The following is a 21,090-nucleotide window of genomic DNA, read 5'->3' as shown; positions in this document are numbered from 1 at the left end:
CATCTTGAATCACAATCCCTTCAAATTGGGATTCGGTCGCGATTCCAAAAACGCGTGAAACGTGCTAGGACTTCGTCGCGGCCTGCGTCGCCATTTCGCACAGAGCGCAGGGCGATTCCGCGGCGGGTGGCGGAGAGACCGGGCCGCTCCAACCGCCGCCGAGCGCCGTCATCAGCGACAATGCCGCTTGCAAGCGTCCCGTGCGCAATGCGATCGCCTGACGCTGCGCGGCGAAGGCGTCGGATTGCGCCGTCACCACCTCCACATAGGTCACGACGCCCTCCTCATAGAGCTTCAGCGAGATATCGAGCGTCTTATTGCCGGCGATGACGGCGGCGGCGATATCCTTTTCTTGACGATCGAAATAGCGAATGAGCGCGAGCGCGTCCTCGACCTCGCCATAGGCGCGCAGGACGACGCTCCGGTAATGCGCCACGGCCTCGAGATAGGCGGCCTCGGCGTCGTGCAGATCGGCCGAATGCGCGCCGCCGTCGAAGATCGGCAGCGTCACGGCTGGCCCGAGCGACCAGAGGCTGTTGCGCGCGTTGAAGAGGCTGAGACCCGTGTCTTGCGTTCCGCCGGAAAGATTGATCGTGAAGCGCGGAAAGAACGCGGCGCGCGCGACTCCGATCGAAAGATTGGCGCCATAGACCCTCCGCTCGACGGCGGCGATGTCGGGGCGGCGCTCGAGCAGCTGCGACGGAGCGCCGAGCGGAATCGTCGGAGCGGCGACGCGCGTCTGCGACGACGGCAGAGAAAAGCTCTCCGGCGTGTGGCCAGCGAGAATGGAGACGGCATGTTCGAGCAGCGCGCGGCGCGCCTCTATCTCCGAGAGCTGGGCCTTCGCGAAGCCGATCTGGGTCTGCGCGCGCGTCACGTCGGCCGGCGAGGTGATGCCGCCGCCGACACGTTTCTGCACGAGGGAAAGCGAGCGGCCGTAGGCCGCGACGATACGCTTCTGCAGCGCGATCTCATTGTCGGCGCCTTGCAGGTTGATGTAGTCGCGCGCGAGCTCGGCGTGCAGGCTCAAGGCGACGGCCGCGAGATCTGCTTCGGACGCCTGCGCCTGCGCGACGCCCGCGGCGGCGAGATTGCGGACGCGCCCCCAAAGATCGATCTCATAGCTCGACTGCATCGACAGCTGATTGTCGCCGTAAATGGTCGGCGCGTTTATGGGCAGGCCATGGGACTGCGCCGATCGCGCGAAATCGGAGCCGCTCGGATAGGAATTGGCCAATCGAAACGGGCGGTGCAATGATTCCTTGTTCTCGGTCAGTTGGCCGCTCGCCGTCAGCGTCGGCGAAAGGCCGACGGCGGCTTTCGTGGCCAAGGCGCGCGCCCGGTCCATGACGGCCATGGCCTGGCCGAGGTCTGGATTGAATTGGTCGAGGTCGCGCTCCAGCGCGTCGAGGCGCTTGTCTTGGAACGCGCGCCACCATGATCCTCGCGGACGTAGATCCGACGGATCGGCGGAAGACCATTGTAAGCCGCCATCGTTCGGGACGACGCGCTTTTTCTCGGCGGCGGATCCGCCTCCTTTCGCTTCCTTGAAGCTCTCCGGCGTCTCCACGGTCGGCGTGACATAGGACGGCGCGAGATCGCAGCCACTCAAAGATACGCATGCCGTCATTAGGAAGAATCGACGCAAAAACTTCATCTCGCCTGCGCTTCCTTCCGCTCGCTGTCCTTGATTCTCACCGCGACTCCGTCATGCACGGATTGCCATGGCGTGCGGATCACGCGATCGGTCTCGAAGAGACCCGCCGATATTTCGAGCGACGGTCCGAGATCGCGAGCGATCTTGACGGTCTTCATGCGCACGACCCCATGGTCGTCGACAGTCGCCACTTGTGGCGACGCATTGATGAATACGAGCGCGCTCGCCGGCAGGAGCAGCGGCGACCCTTCGGGAGGAAGAGCGATCCTGATCTGTCCGAAAGCGCCCGGCAACAGCGCGCGATCGGGATTGTCCGCCTCGAATTGCACGAGCAATGTTCTGGAGCCGGCGGCGATCGCGCTGGCTGTCGTCACGATCTTCGCCGAAAATTCGCGCGTCGGATATTGCGGCAGCGTCAACCGCGCGGTCAATCCCGACGTGATCTTCGCCGCATAGGCCTGCGGCGCGCGGACATAGATGCGCATTTTATGGATGTCCGCCACGCGAAACAGCTCGCGCCGCCCGGCGCCGGCGTCGACCAAGGCGCCGACGTCGACGTTGCGCGCGGTGACGACGCCGTCGAAAGGCGACGTCAGATTGAGATAGGCTTCGAGAGTGACGAGCCGATCGAGATTGGCCTGAGCCGCGTTCTGAGAGGCGGCCGCCGCCTCAAGATTTCCGGTCTTTTCGTCCGCGCTCTGGGGCGAGACCGCCGCCTCGTTACGGAGCGTGGTCCAGCGCCTCGCCGTCGCCCGCGCGAGATTTTGCTCCGCCTTGCTGCGCGCGAGAAGGCCTTTGGCCTGCTCGACCTGCTGGTTGAGGTCGGGCGCGTCGATAACGCCCAGGACGTCGCCCGCCTTGACTTGCGCGCCGATGTCATAGGCCCAGCTCTTCAAATACCCATTGACGCGCGCATAGATCGGCGCGTCGACGAACGCCTCGACATTGGCCGGCAGCACGAGCTCTCGGGTGGCGGTCGAGAGCGTCGGCACGCATAATTCGACCGTCGGAATCGCCGCATCCTGCGTGACGCGCGCGAGCTCGGCGTCACGCGCGCGCCGCGAGAGGATGCCGAAGCCGGCGAGCGCGAGAATGACGCCGATAGCGACGAGGCCTCTCGGACGTAGTCTGCGCAAGAGCTCCGCCTGCGCCAGCGGATCGGGCGCATGGAGATGGGGCGGCTCAGGGTGCGACATTCGCTTGCTCCAATTGCGTGTTCTTCCGCTCGTCGCCTTGCGCGCGCTGCGCTCTGCGGCGGGCCAGGAAGCCATGCGCGAGACTGAATGTGACTGGCAGCAACAGCAGCGTGCCCAGGGTCGCGAAGGTCAGGCCGCCGATCACGGCGCGACCGAGCGGCGCATTCTGCTCGGCTGAGAGCGCCATAGGCGCCATGCCGATGATCATCGCGAGAGCCGTCATGATGACCGGGCGAAAGCGCGTCACGCCCGCCGCCGCCGCCGCATGGAGCGGAGTGTCGCCGTGATCGAGCCGCTCGCGCGCGAAGGCGATGACGAGATTGCTGTTCGCCGTCGCGACGCCCATGCACATGATCGCTCCGGTCAGCGCCGGCACGGATATGGTGGTCTCGCTCAAAAAGAGCATCCAGACGATGCCGGCCAAAGCCGTGGGCAGTCCAGAGACGATCAAGAAGGGATCCAGCCAGGATTGGAAATTGACGACGATGATGAGGTAGACGAACACGATCGACAGGGCGAGGCCGAGCAGCAGATCCGCATAGGCGCTGCGCATCGTGGCGATCTGGCCGCGCAGCACGAGATTGGAAGCCGCGGGCGCTTCGTTGCGGGTGTCGTCCAATATTTTTTGAACGTCGTCTGCGATCGCGCCGAGGTCGCGGCCGCGGACGCCGGCATAGATGTCGAACGCCGACTGACTATTGAAATGGGTGACGACGCCTGAACTCCAGCCGCGTCGAATCGAGGCGACGCCGCTGAGAATTTGCTGCGCGTCGCCTGCGGCCACAGGCTTGCTCGCCAGTGCGTCGAGGCTCGTGTTCCAAAATTGCGGCTCCATCGTCACGATCGGATAGGAAACGCCGCTTTTGACGTTGAGCCAGAAGGCTGGCGAGGTCTGGAACGAGCCAGCGAGCATTGTCTGCAAGGAAACCGTCACGTCGCGCTCCGAGAGGCCGACCTCCTGCGCGAGCGTTCGATCGACGTCGACATGAAGCGTCGGCAAGTCGCCCGCCTGCTGCATGCGCGGGTCGGCGACCCCCGGCACGCGGGCGACTCGCTCCAATGTCTTTTGCAGATAGGCGAGATTTTCTTCGCGCTTGCCGCCCGAAATTTGGATGTCGAGCGGGGCCGGCAGGCCGAAGTTGAGAATCTGCGTCACTATGTCGGCCGGCAGGAACGAGAATACGACGCCGGGAAAGGCGCGCGGCAAGCGCTCGCGCAATATTTCCGCGAACGGGCTCGCGTCGGCGACCTTCTCGGGATCGAAGCTCAGCGTCAGATCGGCGTCATTGGTGCCGATGGTGCCGGAATTATTATAGCTCAGATTGATACCCGAGATCGGCAGGCCGATATTGTCGACGATGCTCGTCAGCGCGCCGTGCGGCAGAGAGTCGCGGATCTCCGCTTCGATCCGATCACAGAGAACGCCAGCCTGTTCGAGGCGGGTTCCCGTGGGGAGGCGAACGTGCAGCCGCAGGGAGCTGTTCTCCGTCTCGGGGAAGAAATCGCGTCCGAGGTAGGGCGTCAACGTGAATGAGAGCGCGACGCCCGCGAAGAATATGGCGACGAAAGCCTTCGGGCGCGCGAGCGCCAGTTGGAGCACGCGCGCGTAAGCGTCGAGCAATTTTTCGAAGCCTCGTTCGAACGCGATTTGCGCGCGCGTGAACGTCGCGAGGACGACGCCGCGCCGGGCCGGGCCGTATTTCGCCTCGCGCAGCGCCTCACCTTGCTGCGCGCTGAGGAAATAGCGGGCCATCGTCTCGACCAGAGTGTAGGTCAGAAAGTAGGATGCGATCATCGCGAAGACGACGGCTTCGGCGAGCGGACGAAACAGATAGCCAGCGACGCCGCCGAGAAGCAGCAGCGGCGCGAACACGATGCAGATGCACAGCAGCGACACCGTGGCGGGCGTGATGATCTCCTTTGCCGCCTTGATGATCGCATCGTCGATCGCCTCGCCCGCCTCCATGTGGCGGTTGACATTCTCGATCGTGACGGTTGCGTCGTCGACAAGGAGGCCGACGGCGAGCGCGAGACCGCCGAGCGTCATCACATTGACCGTTTCGCCGAGCGCCGACAAGGCGAAGAGGGCGGCGAGAATAGAGAGCGGGATCGAGATCGTGATGATGATCGTCGAACGCCAGCTGCCGAGAAAGAGCAGGATCATGAGGCCGGTGAGCGCGGCGGCGATCGCGGCCTCGCGCGCGACGCTGACGACCGCTCCGCTGATGAAGGCGGATTGGTCTCCGATCACGGTCATTTCGATCCCGTCGGGGAGCGCGAGCTTCAATCGCGGCAGCATCGCCTTGACGCCGTTGATCACGTCGAGCGACGACGCCGACCCCGATGTCAGCACGGGCAGCAGCACCGCCGGCGCGCCGTCGACGCGCACCAGATTTGTTTGCGGAGCGTTGCCGTTGTGGACATAGGCCACGTCGCGCAAATAGACGATCGCGCCGTCGGCGCGCTTTATCGGAAAATCATTCAACGCCCCGATGTCTGCGGGAGCGTCGTTGATGAGGACGGCATATTCATAGTCGCCGATCTTTTGTGTGCCGGCGGGTATGATGAGGTTTTGCCGTTCGACGGCGGTCACCACGTCTTGCGCCGTGAGGCCGAGCCCGAGCAGCTTCTCCTGGTCGAGGTCTATGCGCACCTGCCGCGATTTGCCGCCGTAAGGAAAAGGGACGGCGGCGCCGGTCACTGTCGTCAATGGCGGACGGATGAGCGTGTAGACGGCGTCGGCGACCTCCGCCTCGGTTCGCGTCGCGCTCGAAAAAGCGATTTGTATGACCGGCACGGTCGATGCGTTGAACAATATGACCTGTGGCGGCTGCACGCCCGGAGGGAGCAGACGCAAGACGGTCTGGCCCGCCGCGCCCACCTGCGCCAGCGCGAGATCTATTTTCACCTTCGGCTGAAAATAGATCTTGTTGACGCCGATGCCGTTGTAGCTCTGCGATTCGACGTGGTCGATATCGTTGACGAGCGCCGTCAACGCGAGCTCGTAGGGATAGAGGATGCGGGTGGACATATCGTCTGGAGAAAGGCCGACATAGGTCCAGATCACCGAGACGACGGGAATGCCGACCGCCGGAAATATGTCGACCGGCGTCCTGAAAATCGCCAATCCGCCGAGTATGACGATGAGAATCGCCGCCACAACGAAAGTGTACGGGCGCCGGAGAGCGATCAGCACGAGCTGGAGCATTTCGAAGTCCTAGCCGGACAGACGGCCGCCTGCGCTGGGTAGCCGACAGATTCGACGCTTTTGGCGATCGGCGGCGACGTCTCCGCCCGCCGAGCGGACAACATCCGGCCGGCGGATAGGGGAGCCGTTGACGAAGCATCGACGCCACGCCTTGACCGCGGGCAAGCTAGCACCGACAAATTTGCCTTGCCAGAAGTGATTTTGCAGGAGCAGTCTGCAAAAATGCAGAATCTGAATTGGGACGATCTACGCTATATCATTGTCGTGTCACGGACTGGGCGCTTGGCGAAGGCGGCGCGGCAGTTGCACGTCGACGAAACGACGATCGCGCGACGCGTGGCCCGCGTCGAGCGGGCTCTGGGCTCGCGGCTGTTCGAGCGCGCCAATGGGCAGCTGCTGCTCACGGAGATGGGGCAGGAGGTTCTCCGGCACGCCGAGCAGATCGAGATGAGCGTCTGCGGCATCAAAAGCGTCGCGACGGGCCTCGACGACAGGGCCGCGGGAACGGTCAGATTGACCTCGGTGGCTCTGATCATGAACCGGATCCTGATGCCCGCGCTCCCGGAGTTTCTGCAGGCTCATCCTCAATTGCAGCTGCATCTCGTCTCCGAGCCGAGAAATTTGGATCTCGGCAACAGGGAGATCGACATCGCCGTCCGCTTTGCCCGACCCGAGCAGGACTATCGCCTGGTCGCCCGTCGCATCTGCGAGCTGCCTTACGGGGTTTTCGGAGCCGTCGGATCATCGACGGCGAAGCTCCCGTGGGTCACTTATGAAGAGAGCCTGTCCGCTCTGCCGCTCGCGCGCTGGCTCGCCGAGGCAGTGAAGCAGGAGCCGGACTTGGGCCCGGGCTTGATCGTCAACGACTCCGACCTGGCCATGAATGCCGTTCATGCCGGATTGGGTCGCTCGCTGATGCCGATTTGCGTGGGAGACCATGACCAAGGTCTCGTACGGCTCAGTGGAGCCGAACCTGTCCTCACCCGAGACCTCTGGTTATTGGTTCGATCCGACTTGAAGCGTCTCGCGCGCATCAAGCTCGTGATCGAGTGGATCGAGCGCGTATTCGCGGAACTCGAGGCGCGCTGCAGCAAGCATACGCCCAGAATAAAATAACGCCCGGAGATCGACGAGACGGTCGACGCTGGAATCGGCTCGACGCTTTGCCCCTGATCGGCAAGGGGCCACACCACCATTTCATTTTTTTGCGGGTATACTCCTGTCGCGTCGCCGCCGATTGCCGGTTCAGCCGCTCCGAAGGCGAGGCGCGGCGTCACGGAATCGAGAGCCCTTGGCCTTCCGGGTGGACGCCGCCATTGTCGTCGATCTCGCCGGCGCCGATGATAGGTGCGCTTTCGACCTCGGAATTCTGCGTGGCGCGAACTGACTGCTCCTCATTGCGTTGCGATCGGATCCATTTGTGATGCCGAAAACGCGGATGAGGATGGCATGCGGCCCGCGCATATTGTCCGCCCATTGTCAAAGATGCGATTGCGAGCGTGAAAATGATCGCTTTCAGCATGACGTCACCCTCGGGGTTTCTTTGTTGGCGTGCAGGGAGCAAAATGGGCGCGAATATTTGCACAATCAACGGCGTGCATTGTTTCGCTTTATCGCTTGCCACCAGCGCGAATCGTCATCGAAGCTTGGGACGGCGTACCCTCATATCGGCATATTACACGATTTATTATTTGTAGGGGCGTGTTAAATCGACGTGTTCATTAAATTATAATTTAGCAATGCGAGGGCTTTATCAGACTTAATTTCGGCAGGCCATCCATTCAAACTTGGGGCGGGATCGCGGCGCATTCTGTGGAGCGGAAGCTCTACACTCTGGTTTCCTGGACTTCCGCCGGCCAAATCGAACGGCGTCGCCGAGATCACGAGGCCGCGGCCGCGGACGAAATCTTCGATCGCAAAGCATGGCGAGCCATTCTCCCGCTTCGACCGAAACGGGAGAATGGAACGATTCGAGATCAGAGGTGATAGTTCAGGCCGGCCCGAAGAATGTTCCCGTTGATATGAGCTTTCCAGGCGACGCTCGAAAGGCCCGCTTTATCGGCGTAGTACAATGGACCGATATTGGCCGTGTTCGCTGTACCGAGATCGTAACGCAGATACTCCGTCTTGATGCTCCAAGAAGGACTTGGCATCCATTCCAGTCCGGCGCCAGCCGTCCAACCCGAGCGCATGTCGACATAGCCGACCAAGCCATTATTGCCGACGCCGAAGTTGAGAATCGGCGAATGGAGTGGGGCGAAGTAGCTCGGGTTGAGAATGGCTTCGCCGAATGCGAGGCCGCCCGTGCCAAAGGCCAGAATGGCGGGCGTGACGAGATAGCCGAATCTGGCGCGGACTGTTCCGAGGTAGTGCTGATTGCGTTGCGCCTGAAGGAAGGTCGAATCGACGCCTGATCCACGGCACGCGCTGAGGGTGCTATTGCCGACCGTCAGCCCTTGCAAATCCGCCTCTAGCCCGGCGAGAATCTTGTCGCTCGGATTGAGATTGTAGCCGATTTGAATGCCGCCGATGAAGCCTCTGCTGTCGAGCGCGACATTGGGCGCCAGCGCGCCCGCCGCCGCTAGCGCAGCGAATCCGCCCGAGCCTCCATAAGTGAAGGCCGTCTCTGTGTCGCCGGCCCAAGTGTAGCCACCGTTCGCGCCGAGATAAAGCCCGCTCCAATCGGCGACAGGCGTGGCCGTTGCGCCGATCGGGCGCTCGAACACGCCGACGCCCGGAGCGGCGACGGCGGGTCCGTGCTCGCCGAGCTTCCAACGCATGGCCGCCATCGCCTGCCACGCGCGCGCCAGCTGAGGACCATTGAGATTCTGGTAGACCGGCAGGCCGCCTTCGAGACCGACGGAATAGCCCGGCGCGCCGAACAGTTTTCCATCGATGTCGACCCCGCCGTACATCTCGATCCTTTTGCCGCCGTAATAATTCGGATTGGCGCTCTGGAGCTTCCCGCTCATCCAGTAATCTTTGCCGTCGATCGGGCTTTGAATGTTGAAATTCGCGCGCACGGTCGTCGTCAGGCCCGGTATCCAGCTATAGCCTCCCCAAATGTTCGCCTCCTGATAATGACCCCACATGTAGCCTTCATTATTGACCGCGAGGGGAAGGCGCGCGCGATAGGACACGCCCCATGACCATGGAGCGATCGAGCCCGCGTAGAGGACGCCAGGCAGCACGTCGAAGGTGCCGGTCCCCGATTGCATCCCATAGAACGCTCGGCCGATATTGTAGGTGCCGTCGGTCCTCGACACGGCGCCGCCTTGATTATAGGTGCTCCCGGTCGGAAACGACATTCCGAGATTGACCTTGATCCGGTTGATCGGATCTTGATAGGCCCGCCAGACGACCGACGCGGTCATATCCTCGAGGCTATCGGTGCCCGGAAAGCTCATGCTGCGTGGGGTGACGCCGGACGCACCGTCGAAAACCATCAGATGCGAGTGCTTCTCGACCACGCCCGCGGACAGCACGATGGAAAAATTCTTCGCGAAGCCATAGGCCAAAGTCACAGTCTGCGATTCGATGAATTGATATTGCGGGACGATGCGCAAGGTCGCGGCGAATGGATTCCAGTACCAGGGAATCGTCCCAGCGATATATTGCGACGACACTGACTTTGTGCCGATCAGCGAATTGGCGTTGATGATGAACTTTGGAATGATCGACAGCGTCGTCCGACCGGGCTCCGGCAAATTGTCGCCGAAAACCCCGAGAGGCACAGGGACAGGCGACGAAGGCGCCGCGTCCTCCTCGGGCGGAGATCGAACTGCGGACTGCTGCCCGGCGTCGGCCCGAGCGCCTTGCGCGACCAGCGCGCTGGCCCCGAGCACGAGTAGCAAGGCGCTTTCATTTATGAGGTTGGAGCGGAATCTCGATCCTTTTTTCATTTTCTCACTTCCGATCTAGCGGCAATGCGCCGATCGCGCGTTCGACGATCCTCTAAGGAGTCTGCCTGCGCGGCGCGCATCGCAATATATTTACATGCTATATCGAATGAGAAGCTGTTTAATGCTGTGTCAGCATGGATTTTACAGATTATTGCACGGCCGTTGCAATAGTACAACAGTTAAAGAACTGCGCGCGATCGCCTTGTGGCGTGCATATATATACGAGCTACATATATCAATACATATATGCGGACACATGTACAAATATATATTTTCTATCTATTTGTACATGTGCCCATATATGCTACGGTAAATATTCGAGCCTATGAGCTATTAGCTCGGCCCCAAGCCCGACCGTGTCCGCCCTAACAATTACTCGTATATCAAACGCGGGTACATAGAAAAGTGGAGGCCTGTCCAGCCGCTTTCCAGATTCAAAATTATATTAAATTACACTAATGCCATATTTTTAAAATATACTCATCAAATTATGCCGGTCCAATGCGCCTGCATTGCAACCTCATCCCTCTCGAGCAGGCGGACATTGAGTAGCCTATTACGCAATAATATCTAATTTTGATATTAAAAAATAATTTAGTATTCTTTCACTGAAGCGTCATTCGGCTACCGTTAGTCCAGCATCGGTCAAGTCTGGAGGTGCTCGCATGAAAAATGCGCTCAACAAAGTAATGCCGGTCGAATGGGTGAGACGTAGCAATTGTCGCTCGCGTATCGCGAGAGACACGAGCTCCGTTCTGCTGGCGGTTTTGTTCTCCTCCTGGAGTTCCGTAGCGTCTGCCTCCGACGCCGAAATGAGAGCGGAGATGGAGGCGTTGAAGGCTCAAGTTCGACGCCTCGAGCATCGCCTCGAATCTCGCACAAAAGACCACAAAGGACCCAATCACGACCTCGAGCACGCTGCAAAGAGCGACCTGGGCTCCGCGAAATCAGACGCCTTGTGGCCCGACGTGTTCCATTACAAAAACATAACGCTCAAGCCCGGCGGCTTTTTCGAATTCGGCGCGGTGCACCGCGATCGTTTCATGGGCGCAGATCTGGCGACGCCGTTCGGCAATATCCCTTACGCGAATAATCCCACCGCCCATGACGGCGAAACCAGATTCACGGCCCGCCGCAGCCGTTTCACTTTGCAAACAGACGCACATCTCGACGATGAAACGCATGCGAGACTTTATTTCGCGGCCGACTTTCTCTCGGCGGCCCAAACCGCGAATTTGACACAGAGCGACTCCTTCAATCTGCGCTTCCGTGAGCTCTACACGAGCCTCGATCGTTCGGATTACGGGCTCCACGTCTCCGCCGGCCAGATGTATTCTCTCGCGTCGCTGAACTCTCGCGGCACGACTCCCGACACGTTCCTTGTTCCGCCGGTGATCGACGACCAGTATTTGCCCGGCTACACATGGTCTCGCCAACCCGGCCTGCGCATCAGCAAAGATCTCCCATATGATCTGCAAATCGCCGTAGGCGCCGAGGCGGCCTACACCAACTTCGCAGCGCCGGGCGTCAACTTTGCCGGCGCGGTGGCGCCCATTCCTGCAAATGGGGTGTCGCAAACGCTTCCCGGGACATATTATCCCGGCGCCTACACGCAAAACCCGATCGGAGGATCGCTCTACAACAGCCTCAATGCGGTGACATTCAATCATGTTCCCGATCTGATGTCGAAAGCGTCATGGGATCCGACGATCCTCGATCGCAAGATACACGTCGAAGGCGGAGGTATGTTGCGCAACCTCAATGACCGCACCTTCGGCGGCAGCCATGATGTATGGGCTGGCAGCGGCTTCATCGGCGTGACCGTTCCTGTCATTCCGAAATTGATCGACTTCCAGTTGTCCGGCGTCAGGGGCCGAGCCAACGGCCGTTACGGCTCGGCCTCGATCGCCGACGCCACATTCGACTGGACGGGCGCTCCGCAACCCATTCACGAGCGACAGCTGCTCGTCGGCGTGACGGTCCATCCGACTCCGAAGACCGATGTCTACGCCTTCGCAGGCGGCGAATTCGCCGGCGCCCAATATTCGACCGTCTTCCTGCCGAAAACGGCGTATCTCGCAGGCGGCGTCTATTCATTCGGCTACGGAAATCCCGGCTTTGTGAATAGCGGCTGCAACTTTGAAGGCTCCTACACCGGCGGCCCCTACGGGCTTATCGGGTCCTGCGTCGGACAGACCAAATCGCTACGCCAGCTGACGGGTGGCGTTTGGCATAACTTCTATGACGGCCCTGGCGGAAAGCTTCGCGTCGGCGCCCAATATTCCTACACGGTGAAAGACTCCTTCATTGGCGTCGGCGGCGCGCCCAAGGGCACGGAGAACATGATTTTCTTGAGCCTCCGCTACATGCCGTTCAACTGAGACTCGGGCGCCCGTCGCGCTAAAGTCTAGAGCCCTCGCTTTCGAAGCCGAGAAAAAAGTGCTGCGTCTCGGCTTGTGGCAAACAGGGCCCACTATAATGCGACGCCATCTTCGAACGACAAACGCCGCCCGGCGACGCACCGGGCGGCTAATTTTTTCCTGGCCCTTCTCGACCAACTCTCACGAAGTCCAATACGCTTTCGGACGCCAAATCGCATCGGCGCACGGTCAATAAGACGAAAGGCCTTTAATCCTCCAGTCCTTGCGCCGGACCCGGTAGCATGCACCAAAAAACGTTACGTTCGCTTCCTTCCCGATAGGATCGAGCTCTCGGGCCAGCGCCGAACTATTGGGGCAAATAGCGATCGTAGCGAAAGAGGGCAGCCGAAGGCGTGGAGTTTTTCGAAGCTGCGCTTTTCGTTCCCGAAAACGCCGATGGAGGCGGCTTCTACTCGCGTTGCATCGGCTACGCGAGGGCCCTCCCTCTCGCCGCCATTCGATCGACGCTTACCCGTCGATGCTCAATGACCTTCGTGACTCAGGTATTCTTCGTTATCGGCGCTCGCGTTCAGCCGTCGCAAATTTCGCGGCATACGCCTACCGGTCGAATGCTCGACCTCCAGAACTCTCTCGAGCACGCCGATCGCTTGCTCGAACCAGAGCTGCGCCTCCGCCAAATGATCCATCGCACACAACAGATCACCGATATTGCTCAAAGATGTCGCCGTGTCTGGATGCGCCGACCCCATTGTTTTTTCGCAGGTCGTATAGACGCGCTCCAATATCAGCATAGCGTCCTTGTGAGCGCCTTTCTCGAACAGCGCCGAGCCGAGCTTGTTCAACGTCATCAGCGTCTGCAGATGCTCGGGACCCAGCATGCTCTCACGGATTGAAAGCGATCTTCTCAAAAACGGCTCGATCACGCCGCCGCCGCCGTGCATGAGGAACAAATCTATGAACTGATCGAGGAACGCCACTATATCTTTACGCGTCATGCTCGCGATCTGCTCGCGATAGGCCAAGGCGCGCTCGAGCAGCTCCGCCGCTTCTTTGTGATTCCCCGACAAAAGGTGAAGAACGACACAGCCGTCGAGGCTGGCGAGCGCCTCCGGTCGTCGCTCGTTCAGCAACTCATTATAAATTGCCAAAGCGCGTTCGCTATAGATCTTCGCATCGACTCGCTCATTCAACGCATGCGCTACGATAGCCGCTTCAGCCAAGCGCTCGGCCGTCTCGACCTCGGTCGTCCCTGCGTTCTCCTCGAAGATCGCGAGCGCGCGACGGAGAAGCTCTCTGCTTTCCAGTGAATTGCCTTGCTTGCCTTCCGTCAACGCAAGACGTAGCAGAATGTCGCCTTGCTCCCGATAGCTCGATGGCTTTGTCGCCTCGTCGTCGCCGAGCGCCTCGAGAAGCAAAGCCTTCGAACGGGTATAGTCTTGCCGCTCGAAAGCCCGCGCCGCCCGATCGATGAGCTTTTTGGCGCCGACATAAGGCTTCTCGACGTTGTTCCGCTTCGATGCCGCGGCGGGCGCTTCCGCATCCATGTTCGAATGGTTCGGCATATAAGCGAATGTCGGGCGTGTATCGGACTTCATGATAACCCCATCAGGCATTGTAAGCGAAGTTCGCCCCTGACGGACGGAGGCCGCGGCACCTGGCAGCGAGACAGTCGTGGCCTACCATCCTGTTCCGCCCCGTCTTCGCCGGGTGGAAGTCTTCTCAGCCGTTAGAGCTTCGCTCTCGAGGCCGACATATCGACAGGCAAGCGCCGCCTCGGCCTCTAGTGTTCGGGCCCAGCTGCAGATCGACCGTTGGGGCGCCAGAGCCCGGCCCAATTCGGCTCACGTTCAGGCATAGGCTTACCTAACACTCGCCCATCGCAACGAGTTACTAAAAAAAAATTTAGTCGGCGCCTGCCGACAATCGCCTGAACTCTAATTTATTTTTTATATTAGATTGCTTGCTGTCCGGCTGCTTTGAGTCGACATTCCCCGCGGGAGAAGAGCTGCTTTTCCTTTTGCAAACGCATCTCGAATTGGCGTTGCGAATGAATCGAAAAGCCGCTCAAAGGCCACCACTCATAGGGGCGTATGGCTCCGCCCACATTACGACTCAAGGTCGGAGTTTCGCCCGGTATGCAAGCCGCTATGCTCGGTATCGTTCGCGTCGCCCTACAACGCCCTTACACATTCGTCGTCGTGGCTCTTCTCATACTGATTTTTGGCGTGAAGGCGTGGAGATCTACGCCGACCGACATTTTTCCGAACATCGGCATTCCCGTAATCAGCGTCGTGTGGACCTATAATGGACTGCCGCCTGAGGACATGTCCGGTCGCATCATATACTTCTACGAGCGCGCGTTGAGCGCGCAGGTCAACGATATCCAGCACATCGAATCGCAGTCTCTGGCGGGATACGGCATCGTCAAAATCTACTTCCAGCCCACGGTGAGAATCGACACGGCCCTCTCACAGGTGACGGCGGCGTCACAGACCGTTTTGAAGTTTTTGCCGGCCGGCATTACGCCGCCTTACGTGCTGACATTCAATGCCTCCAGCGTTCCGGTCCTCCAGCTCGCACTATCGAGTCGAACTCTGTCCGAGACGCAATTATTCGATTATGCGCAAAACTTCATTCGGCCACAGCTCGCAACCGTCGCCGGAGCCGCGGTTCCCTCTCCCTTTGGTGGAAAGGCGCGACAGGTTCAGGCGGATATCGATCCACGCAAGCTGCAATCCTACGGTCTCTCGGCGCAAGACGTCGTCGATGCAATAGCGCGCCAGAATTTGATATTGCCGGTCGGCACACAGAAAATCGGCGTCTACGAATATGTCGTGTCGCTGAATGACGCCCCGAGGCAAATCGATGAGCTCAACGATCTACCGATCAAGGCCGCCGACGGCGCGATTATCTTCGTACGAGATGTCGCATTTGTCCATGACGGAAGCCCGCCACAGACAAATGTCGTTCGCGTCGACGGCGGGGCGGCGGTTCTCATGGCCATCCAAAAGTCCGGCTCGGCTTCGACATTGGATGTCATCAATGGCGTAAATTCCCTGCTGCCGAAAATTCGCGAAGGGCTGCCATCCGAAATCCAGCTCGTCGCCGTCGGCGATCAGTCCACCTTCGTCAATTCCGCTGTCTCGAGCGTCATCACCGAGGGGCTGATGGCGGCCGTTCTGACCGGACTAATGATCATGCTGTTTCTCGGCAGCTGGCGTTCGACGGTCATCATTATCACGTCGATTCCGCTCGCAATCCTCTCCTCTATCGTCGCACTTTCGCTCGTCGGCGAGACAATTAATGTCATGACGCTCGGTGGACTGGCGCTCGCCGTCGGAATTCTCGTCGATGACGCCACAGTGACTATCGAAAATATCAATGCGCATCTCGAGCAAGGCAAAGCGATCGAGGACGCGATCATGGACGGGGCGCGCCAGATCATCATTCCCGCCACGATCTCTCTCCTTTGCATCTGCATCGTGTTTCTTCCCATGTTCGGTCTCGGCGGCGTCGCCGGCTATCTTTTCCGGCCGATGGCAGAAGCCGTTCTCTTCGCGCTGCTCGCTTCCTATATCCTTTCCCGCACGCTCGTCTCGACTCTCGCTCACTACTTGCTCGCCACTCCTGCTCACGATCGCGAGCCGATCGCACGGCCTACCAACCTCTTCGCGCGCATTCAGCATGCCTTCGAGCGAAGTTTCGAATCGGCGCGAGCGCGATACAAGCGATTTCTCGATTCCGCTCTCTTGCGACCCGGCGCCTTCGTCGCCGCTTTTATGGCGGTTGTCCTCTCCTCTTTCGTTCTGACCCCGGTCCTCGGACGCAATTTCTTTCCGACAGTTCAAGCCGGGCAGCTGAAGCTGCATCTTCGGGCGCCGACCGGCGCTCGAATAGAAGAGACTACGAAGGTCTGCGACAGGGTCGAGCGGGCGATCCGCCAGCTCATACCGCCAAAAGCGCTCGAGTCGATCGTCGACAACGTCGGCCTGCCGATCAGCGGCATCAATCTCGCGTATGGCAATTCTGGAACGATCGGCGCCGCAGACGCGGACGTCATGATCACGCTTCGCGAAGGCCGAGAGCAAGAAACAGAACATTATCTCGAGCTTCTTCGGGAACGGCTTCCGCGACTTTTTCCGGGCGTCTCCTTCGCTTTTCTCCCGGCGGACATTGTGACGCAGATTCTCAACTTCGGCCTGCCGGCGCCGATCGATGTGCAGGTCAGCGGGCCCGATATCGAAGCCAATCGCGCCTATTCGGAACAGCTGCTTCGCAAGATCGCCGCAGTTCCGGCCGTCGCCGATGCGCGCATTCAACAAGCATTCAACGCGCCGACTCTCAACGTCGACGTAGACCGGCCCGCCGCCCTCGACGTTGGGCTGACAGAACGCGATATCGCCGTCACTCTGCAGGTGAATTTGGCAGGAAGCGTGCAAACCGCGCCGACGTTTTGGCTCAACCCGAAGAATGGCGTGTCCTATCCTATCGTGGCGCAGACGCCGCAAATGTGGCTGAACAGCATGGATGCGTTGCGGACGACCCCGATGTCGTCCTCGAAAGGACCACAAATCCTACAAGGCGTCGCCGATATTTCTCGTGGACAGAGCGCGGCGGTGGTCTCGCACTATAATGTTCAGCAAGCGATCGATATCTATGCGAGCGTTCATCGACGCGATTTGGGGGCGGTCGCCGACGATGTGCAGAAAATTCTGGACGAGACAGCGGCGCAGCGTCCAGCCGGTTCGACCGTTGCGCTGCGTGGACAAGTCTCGGCCATGACGATGACCTATGCGCAGCTGTACAGTGGGCTCGCTCTCGCAATCGTGCTCATCTACCTTCTGATCGTGGTGAATTTTCAGTCTTGGCTCGACGCCTTCGTCATAGTGTGCGCGCTTCCCACGGCATTGGCGGGCATTGTCTGGATCCTGTTCCTCAGCTTTACGACGCTGTCTGTTCCTGCCTTGACCGGGGCGATCATGTGCATGGGCGTCGCGACAGCGAATAGTATTCTGGTGGTTAGCTTCGCCCGCGGCCGCATTGCGGAAGGGGCCGCGGCGCTGACCGCGGCGGCGGACGCCGGCTTTTCCCGTTTCAGACCGGTTCTGATGACATCGCTCGCGATGATCATCGGCATGGCGCCGATGGCGCTCAGCGCCGAGCAAAATGCGCCCCTCGGACGCGCCGTGATCGGCGGACTCATGTGGTCGACCGTCGCAACGCTCGTCCTCGTTCCTGTCGTTTTCTCGCTTATCCACTCTGAAGCACGCAGATCGAGGACCTCCGATGAGTAATGAGCCCATATGGATATCGGATCAGCCCACGCAGGTCTCCGGGACTGCGCCGCTGACCATGGGGCGCCGCATGCTGTGGCCGACGCTCGGGGCGCTGATGGCGGTGACGTTGGGCGCATGCGGCATAGCGTTGCGCTGGCGTGAAGAAGCACGGTTGACAGAATGGACGCAGAGACAGGCCGCTCCGACGGTACAATTGGCGACGATCAAGACGGAGAGCGGCGGAGAAGCGCTGATTCTCCCCGGAGAGATCAAAGCATTCAACGAAGCGCAAATTCGCGCGCGAGTGAACGGCTATTTGAAGAGCTGGAAATATGACATCGGCGCACGCGTGAAAGCGGAGGCTGTTCTCGCGACGATCGACGCTCCAGAGCTGGATCAGCAATATGAGCAGGCAAAGAGCGAGCTGGGAAAGGCCGAGGCTCAGGCGAGGCTCGCCAAATTGACGTCGCAGCGATGGGCCGCGCTACGGGCGTCTTCGGCCGTGTCGCAGCAGAGCGTCGACGAAAAGGGCGGGGAAGTCGACACGCGATTGGCCGATGTCGCGGCCGCCCGCGCAAATATGGATAGGCTGAAGGCGCTGAAAAGCTTCACCTCGATCACAGCCCCATTCACCGGCATCGTGACGGCGCGAAAGGTGGACGTCGGAGTGCTGGTCGGTCCGGGAAATCCGATAGAACTCTTCGATATCGCCGACATTCATCAGATGCGCGTCTATGTGCGCGTTCCGCAGTCCTTTGCGAACCGGATCAAGCAAGGAATGACGGCGACATTGAAGCTCTCACAATATCCCGACCGGAATTTCAACGCCTCTGTGGTCGCCACTTCCGAAGCGATCGCGGGAAGCTCGCGGACATTGCTCGTTCAGCTGCTCATGGACAATAGCGACGGCGCGCTATTGCCCGGCTCTTTCACCGAGGTTCATTTTCAAATTCCCGATGCCCCCAATGTAATTCGGATTCCTGCGACCGCTTTGCTGTTTCGGCGCAACGAGCTGCGAGTCGCCACGGTCGGAGCGGACAACACGGTCTCTCTCGAAAAGATTTCCGTGGATCGAGATCTGGGGACCGAGGTTCTGGTGACGTCCGGGGTGAAGGCGACAGACAAGATCATCGATTATCCGTCCGAATTTCTGAGAGACGGCGATGTCGTCGAGATTTCGCAGTCGATGGTCAAGGGCGAGGAAGGGTCGTCGGCCCGCGGAGAGCGGAGAAAATGAAGGCGCGTTCTGGCTTGCTGTCGATGCTGTCCTTCCTGACTCTCGGCCTCTCGGGCTGCAGCTTCGCGCCGGACTATTCTCCTCCTGTCGTCGAAACGCCTGCAAAGTTCAAGGAGGACAAGACGTGGAGCGAAGCGCGCCCGCGCGACGACCAATCGAGAGGAGCATGGTGGCGCACTTTGAACGATCGAACATTGAATGAGCTCGAGGAGCAAATCGATGTCGGAAATCAGAGCCTGGCTGCATCTGTCGCCTTGCTGGATCAGTCGCGCGCTTTCGCGGCGCAGGCGGAGGCCGGGCTGACGCCGACGATCGATTTCGGCAACAGCTATTCCTCGAACAAGCAGTCTGCGCATCGACCACTTCGAAATTCCAATCGCGTGGCGTCGGCCCAAGGGCTCGAGCAGGCGTTGATCGATGGCAGGCCATACAATCAGCCCTCGCATTATGGAAACAATTTGCTGGGCCTGCAATCGAGTTACGAGGTCGACCTCTGGGGCAGGGTCAGGAATTCGATCGCGGCGCGAGAGGCGCAGACCCAGGCGAGCGCGGCGGATGTCGAATCGGCTCGCCTCGGCCTGCAGGCCGAAGTCGCGCGTGATTATGTTGCGCTGCGGACTACTGACAGCGAGATCGACTTGTACAATCATGTCGTCGCGAGCTATGCGTTGGCGCTTGATCTCACCAGGACGCTCGTGAATGGAAATGTCGGCGCCCCTTCCGATGAGCCCCGCGCAAGAGCTCAGCTCGAGGTCGCGCGCGCGCGCAGAGCCGATCTCGAAGCGAGACGGGCGATGTATGAACACGCCATTGCGGCGCTTCTCGGCAGAGCAGCCTCTTCACTCTCCATTCGGCCTTCGTCTCGGTCGATTGCTCAGCCGACGGTTCCGCGAGCCGCTCCGCTCACCTTGCTCGAGCGCCGGCCCGACGTCGCGGCGGCCGAGAGACGGGTGGCGGCGGCAAATGCGACGATCGGAGTCGCCACGGCCGCGTTTTTCCCGCGGCTGACCATTAATCTTTCCGGCGGAACACAGGACACGGGCCTCAGCCTGCTCAATTTCAAAAACAGCCTATGGTCGGTCGGCCCGGCGATCACCCTGCCTCTCTTCGACGGCGATGCGCGGATCGCCGAGCTCGACGCGTCGAAGGCTAGTCACGCTCATGCCGTCGCCGAGTACCGCGGATCTGTGCTGCGCGCTTTCCAGGAGGTCGAAGACAGCCTCTCGAATCTGCATTGGCTCGCCGAGCAAGAGAAAAGCATCAGCGCTGCGGTTGCGTCGACGCAAAAGGTGCTCGACATCTCTCTCGTCCTCTATCGCGACGGCGCCACCAATTATCTCGATGTGATCACAGCTCAGACAGCGGCTCTCGACGCGCGAGAGGCTTTGCTGACCCTCAAAGGGAAAAGGCTTCAGGCGGCGATTGCGCTGATGCTCTCGCTCGGTGGCGGCTGGTCCTCGGCCGAGCTTTTGCATCCCGAGAGTTCGCTGATCGCCACCCGGTCCGACAATGAGAGAATAGGAGGCCAGCTGTGACGGATCGGTCACGATCGCAGCAGCGCTGCAACAGCTGTACCTTTTGGAGGCGCACGGACAGCGACGGAGGAGCGTGCCACCGACGGGCTCCGAGCGCGAGCGCCAGCAGCGACGAGATTGCGCATTGGCCGCGCACCCACGACAACGATGCATGTGGCGAATGGAACGCCGACGGGTCGATCGTAACCTTATACTGTGGAGCCTGCGTCTACTGGCGGCAGCCCGAGCACGGCATGAGCCCAGTCGACCGCAAAGACCAGCCGCACGACTGGTGGGCTCACGCGGGTCGCTGCATTCGCCTAGCGCCGTCGCCGGACGGCCAGCCCGGCAACAGGGCGTTCTGGCGTGCAACTCACGAAGCTGACGGCTGTTTCGATGGAGCCGCTCGGTGATCTACGAGCTCGCAGCGAGCCGTACGACGGACCTTCGGGATTCATACGTAAAATGAACGCGCAACTCCACCTGCCGATGCATCGATCTACATATGACATGAGCTTTCATGAAGAAACGAGCCCGACAATTATCTTTGAAAATATCGTTCACAGACATATCGAATATATATCCTGGCTTCAACGGCGCCATTCGTCGCGTAACGCGCGACGAAGTGACATGGTTGCAATTCGTTGTTTGGTTTGTGCGCGGCCATTCCAGGTGGTACAAATCATAATCTTTAGCGCTGAAAGATGGACGTCGAAGCT

11 protein-coding genes are annotated in these 21,090 nt (G+C 60.2%); 5 read left to right on the top strand and 6 right to left on the bottom strand.

Annotated elements, in window-relative coordinates:
* Positions 1-64: 64 nt before the first annotated feature.
* Genes METLW4_RS0122125 through METLW4_RS0122115 form a run of 3 tightly spaced genes read right to left on the bottom strand, consistent with a single transcriptional unit; the run spans position 65 to position 6,061 of the window.
* Entirely contained in the window at positions 65-1,630 is a 1,566-nt protein-coding gene (locus METLW4_RS0122125; RefSeq protein WP_043333316.1) for an efflux transporter outer membrane subunit, read from the bottom strand.
* Positions 1,631-1,653: 23 nt separating this feature from the next.
* Positions 1,654-2,853: an efflux RND transporter periplasmic adaptor subunit gene (locus METLW4_RS0122120; RefSeq protein WP_018268422.1), complete on the bottom strand. Its 1,200-nt coding sequence runs from the start codon at positions 2,851-2,853 to the stop codon at positions 1,654-1,656.
* Positions 2,840-6,061, bottom strand: coding sequence for an efflux RND transporter permease subunit (locus tag METLW4_RS0122115; RefSeq protein ID WP_018268421.1), 3,222 nt, complete (start codon positions 6,059-6,061; stop codon positions 2,840-2,842). Before METLW4_RS0122115 ends, METLW4_RS0122120 begins: the two co-directional genes overlap by 14 nt.
* Before the next feature lie 60 nt (positions 6,062-6,121).
* Between METLW4_RS0122115 and METLW4_RS0122110 the strand changes: the two genes are divergently transcribed.
* Complete coding sequence (locus tag METLW4_RS0122110; RefSeq protein ID WP_018268420.1) at positions 6,122-7,177, top strand: LysR family transcriptional regulator; 1,056 nt, start codon at positions 6,122-6,124, stop codon at positions 7,175-7,177.
* Positions 7,178-7,334: 157 nt separating this feature from the next.
* On the opposite strand, the gene METLW4_RS0122105 is transcribed toward METLW4_RS0122110, so the two are convergent.
* Both METLW4_RS0122105 and METLW4_RS26735 read right to left on the bottom strand, forming a co-directional pair.
* The gene (locus METLW4_RS0122105; RefSeq protein ID WP_157235589.1) at positions 7,335-7,685 is read right to left on the bottom strand and encodes a hypothetical protein; all 351 of its coding nucleotides are present in this window, start codon (positions 7,683-7,685) and stop codon (positions 7,335-7,337) included.
* Between the two features lie 352 nt (positions 7,686-8,037).
* Entirely contained in the window at positions 8,038-9,768 is a 1,731-nt protein-coding gene (locus METLW4_RS26735; RefSeq protein WP_157235588.1) for an outer membrane protein, read from the bottom strand.
* A gap of 860 nt (positions 9,769-10,628) precedes the next feature.
* Here METLW4_RS26735 and METLW4_RS0122090 point away from each other — a divergent pair.
* A complete protein-coding gene (locus tag METLW4_RS0122090) occupies positions 10,629-12,344 on the top strand; it encodes a hypothetical protein (protein WP_245258523.1) in 1,716 nt (571 codons plus the stop codon).
* A 521-nt stretch (positions 12,345-12,865) separates the two neighbouring features.
* Here METLW4_RS0122090 and METLW4_RS0122085 read toward each other — a convergent pair.
* Positions 12,866-13,939, bottom strand: coding sequence for a tetratricopeptide repeat protein (locus METLW4_RS0122085; RefSeq protein WP_018268416.1), 1,074 nt, complete (start codon positions 13,937-13,939; stop codon positions 12,866-12,868).
* A 552-nt stretch (positions 13,940-14,491) separates the two neighbouring features.
* Here METLW4_RS0122085 and METLW4_RS25805 point away from each other — a divergent pair.
* The 3 genes from METLW4_RS25805 to METLW4_RS25800 are packed head-to-tail and all read left to right on the top strand — an operon-like array spanning position 14,492 to position 20,392.
* A complete protein-coding gene (locus tag METLW4_RS25805) occupies positions 14,492-17,638 on the top strand; it encodes an efflux RND transporter permease subunit (protein ID WP_018268415.1) in 3,147 nt (1,048 codons plus the stop codon).
* Positions 17,631-18,857, top strand: coding sequence for an efflux RND transporter periplasmic adaptor subunit (locus METLW4_RS0122075; RefSeq protein ID WP_018268414.1), 1,227 nt, complete (start codon positions 17,631-17,633; stop codon positions 18,855-18,857). Before METLW4_RS25805 ends, METLW4_RS0122075 begins: the two co-directional genes overlap by 8 nt.
* On the top strand, positions 18,854-20,392 hold the full coding sequence (locus METLW4_RS25800; RefSeq protein WP_018268413.1) for an efflux transporter outer membrane subunit: 1,539 nt from the start codon (positions 18,854-18,856) through the stop codon (positions 20,390-20,392). The genes METLW4_RS0122075 and METLW4_RS25800 overlap by 4 nt, the downstream gene beginning before the upstream one ends.
* Positions 20,393-21,090 lie beyond the last annotated feature (698 nt).

The sequence above is a fragment of the Methylosinus sp. LW4 genome (assembly GCF_000379125.1).
Lineage (GTDB): Bacteria > Pseudomonadota > Alphaproteobacteria > Rhizobiales > Beijerinckiaceae > Methylosinus.
This window is presented reverse-complemented; position numbering and strand designations above follow the sequence as displayed.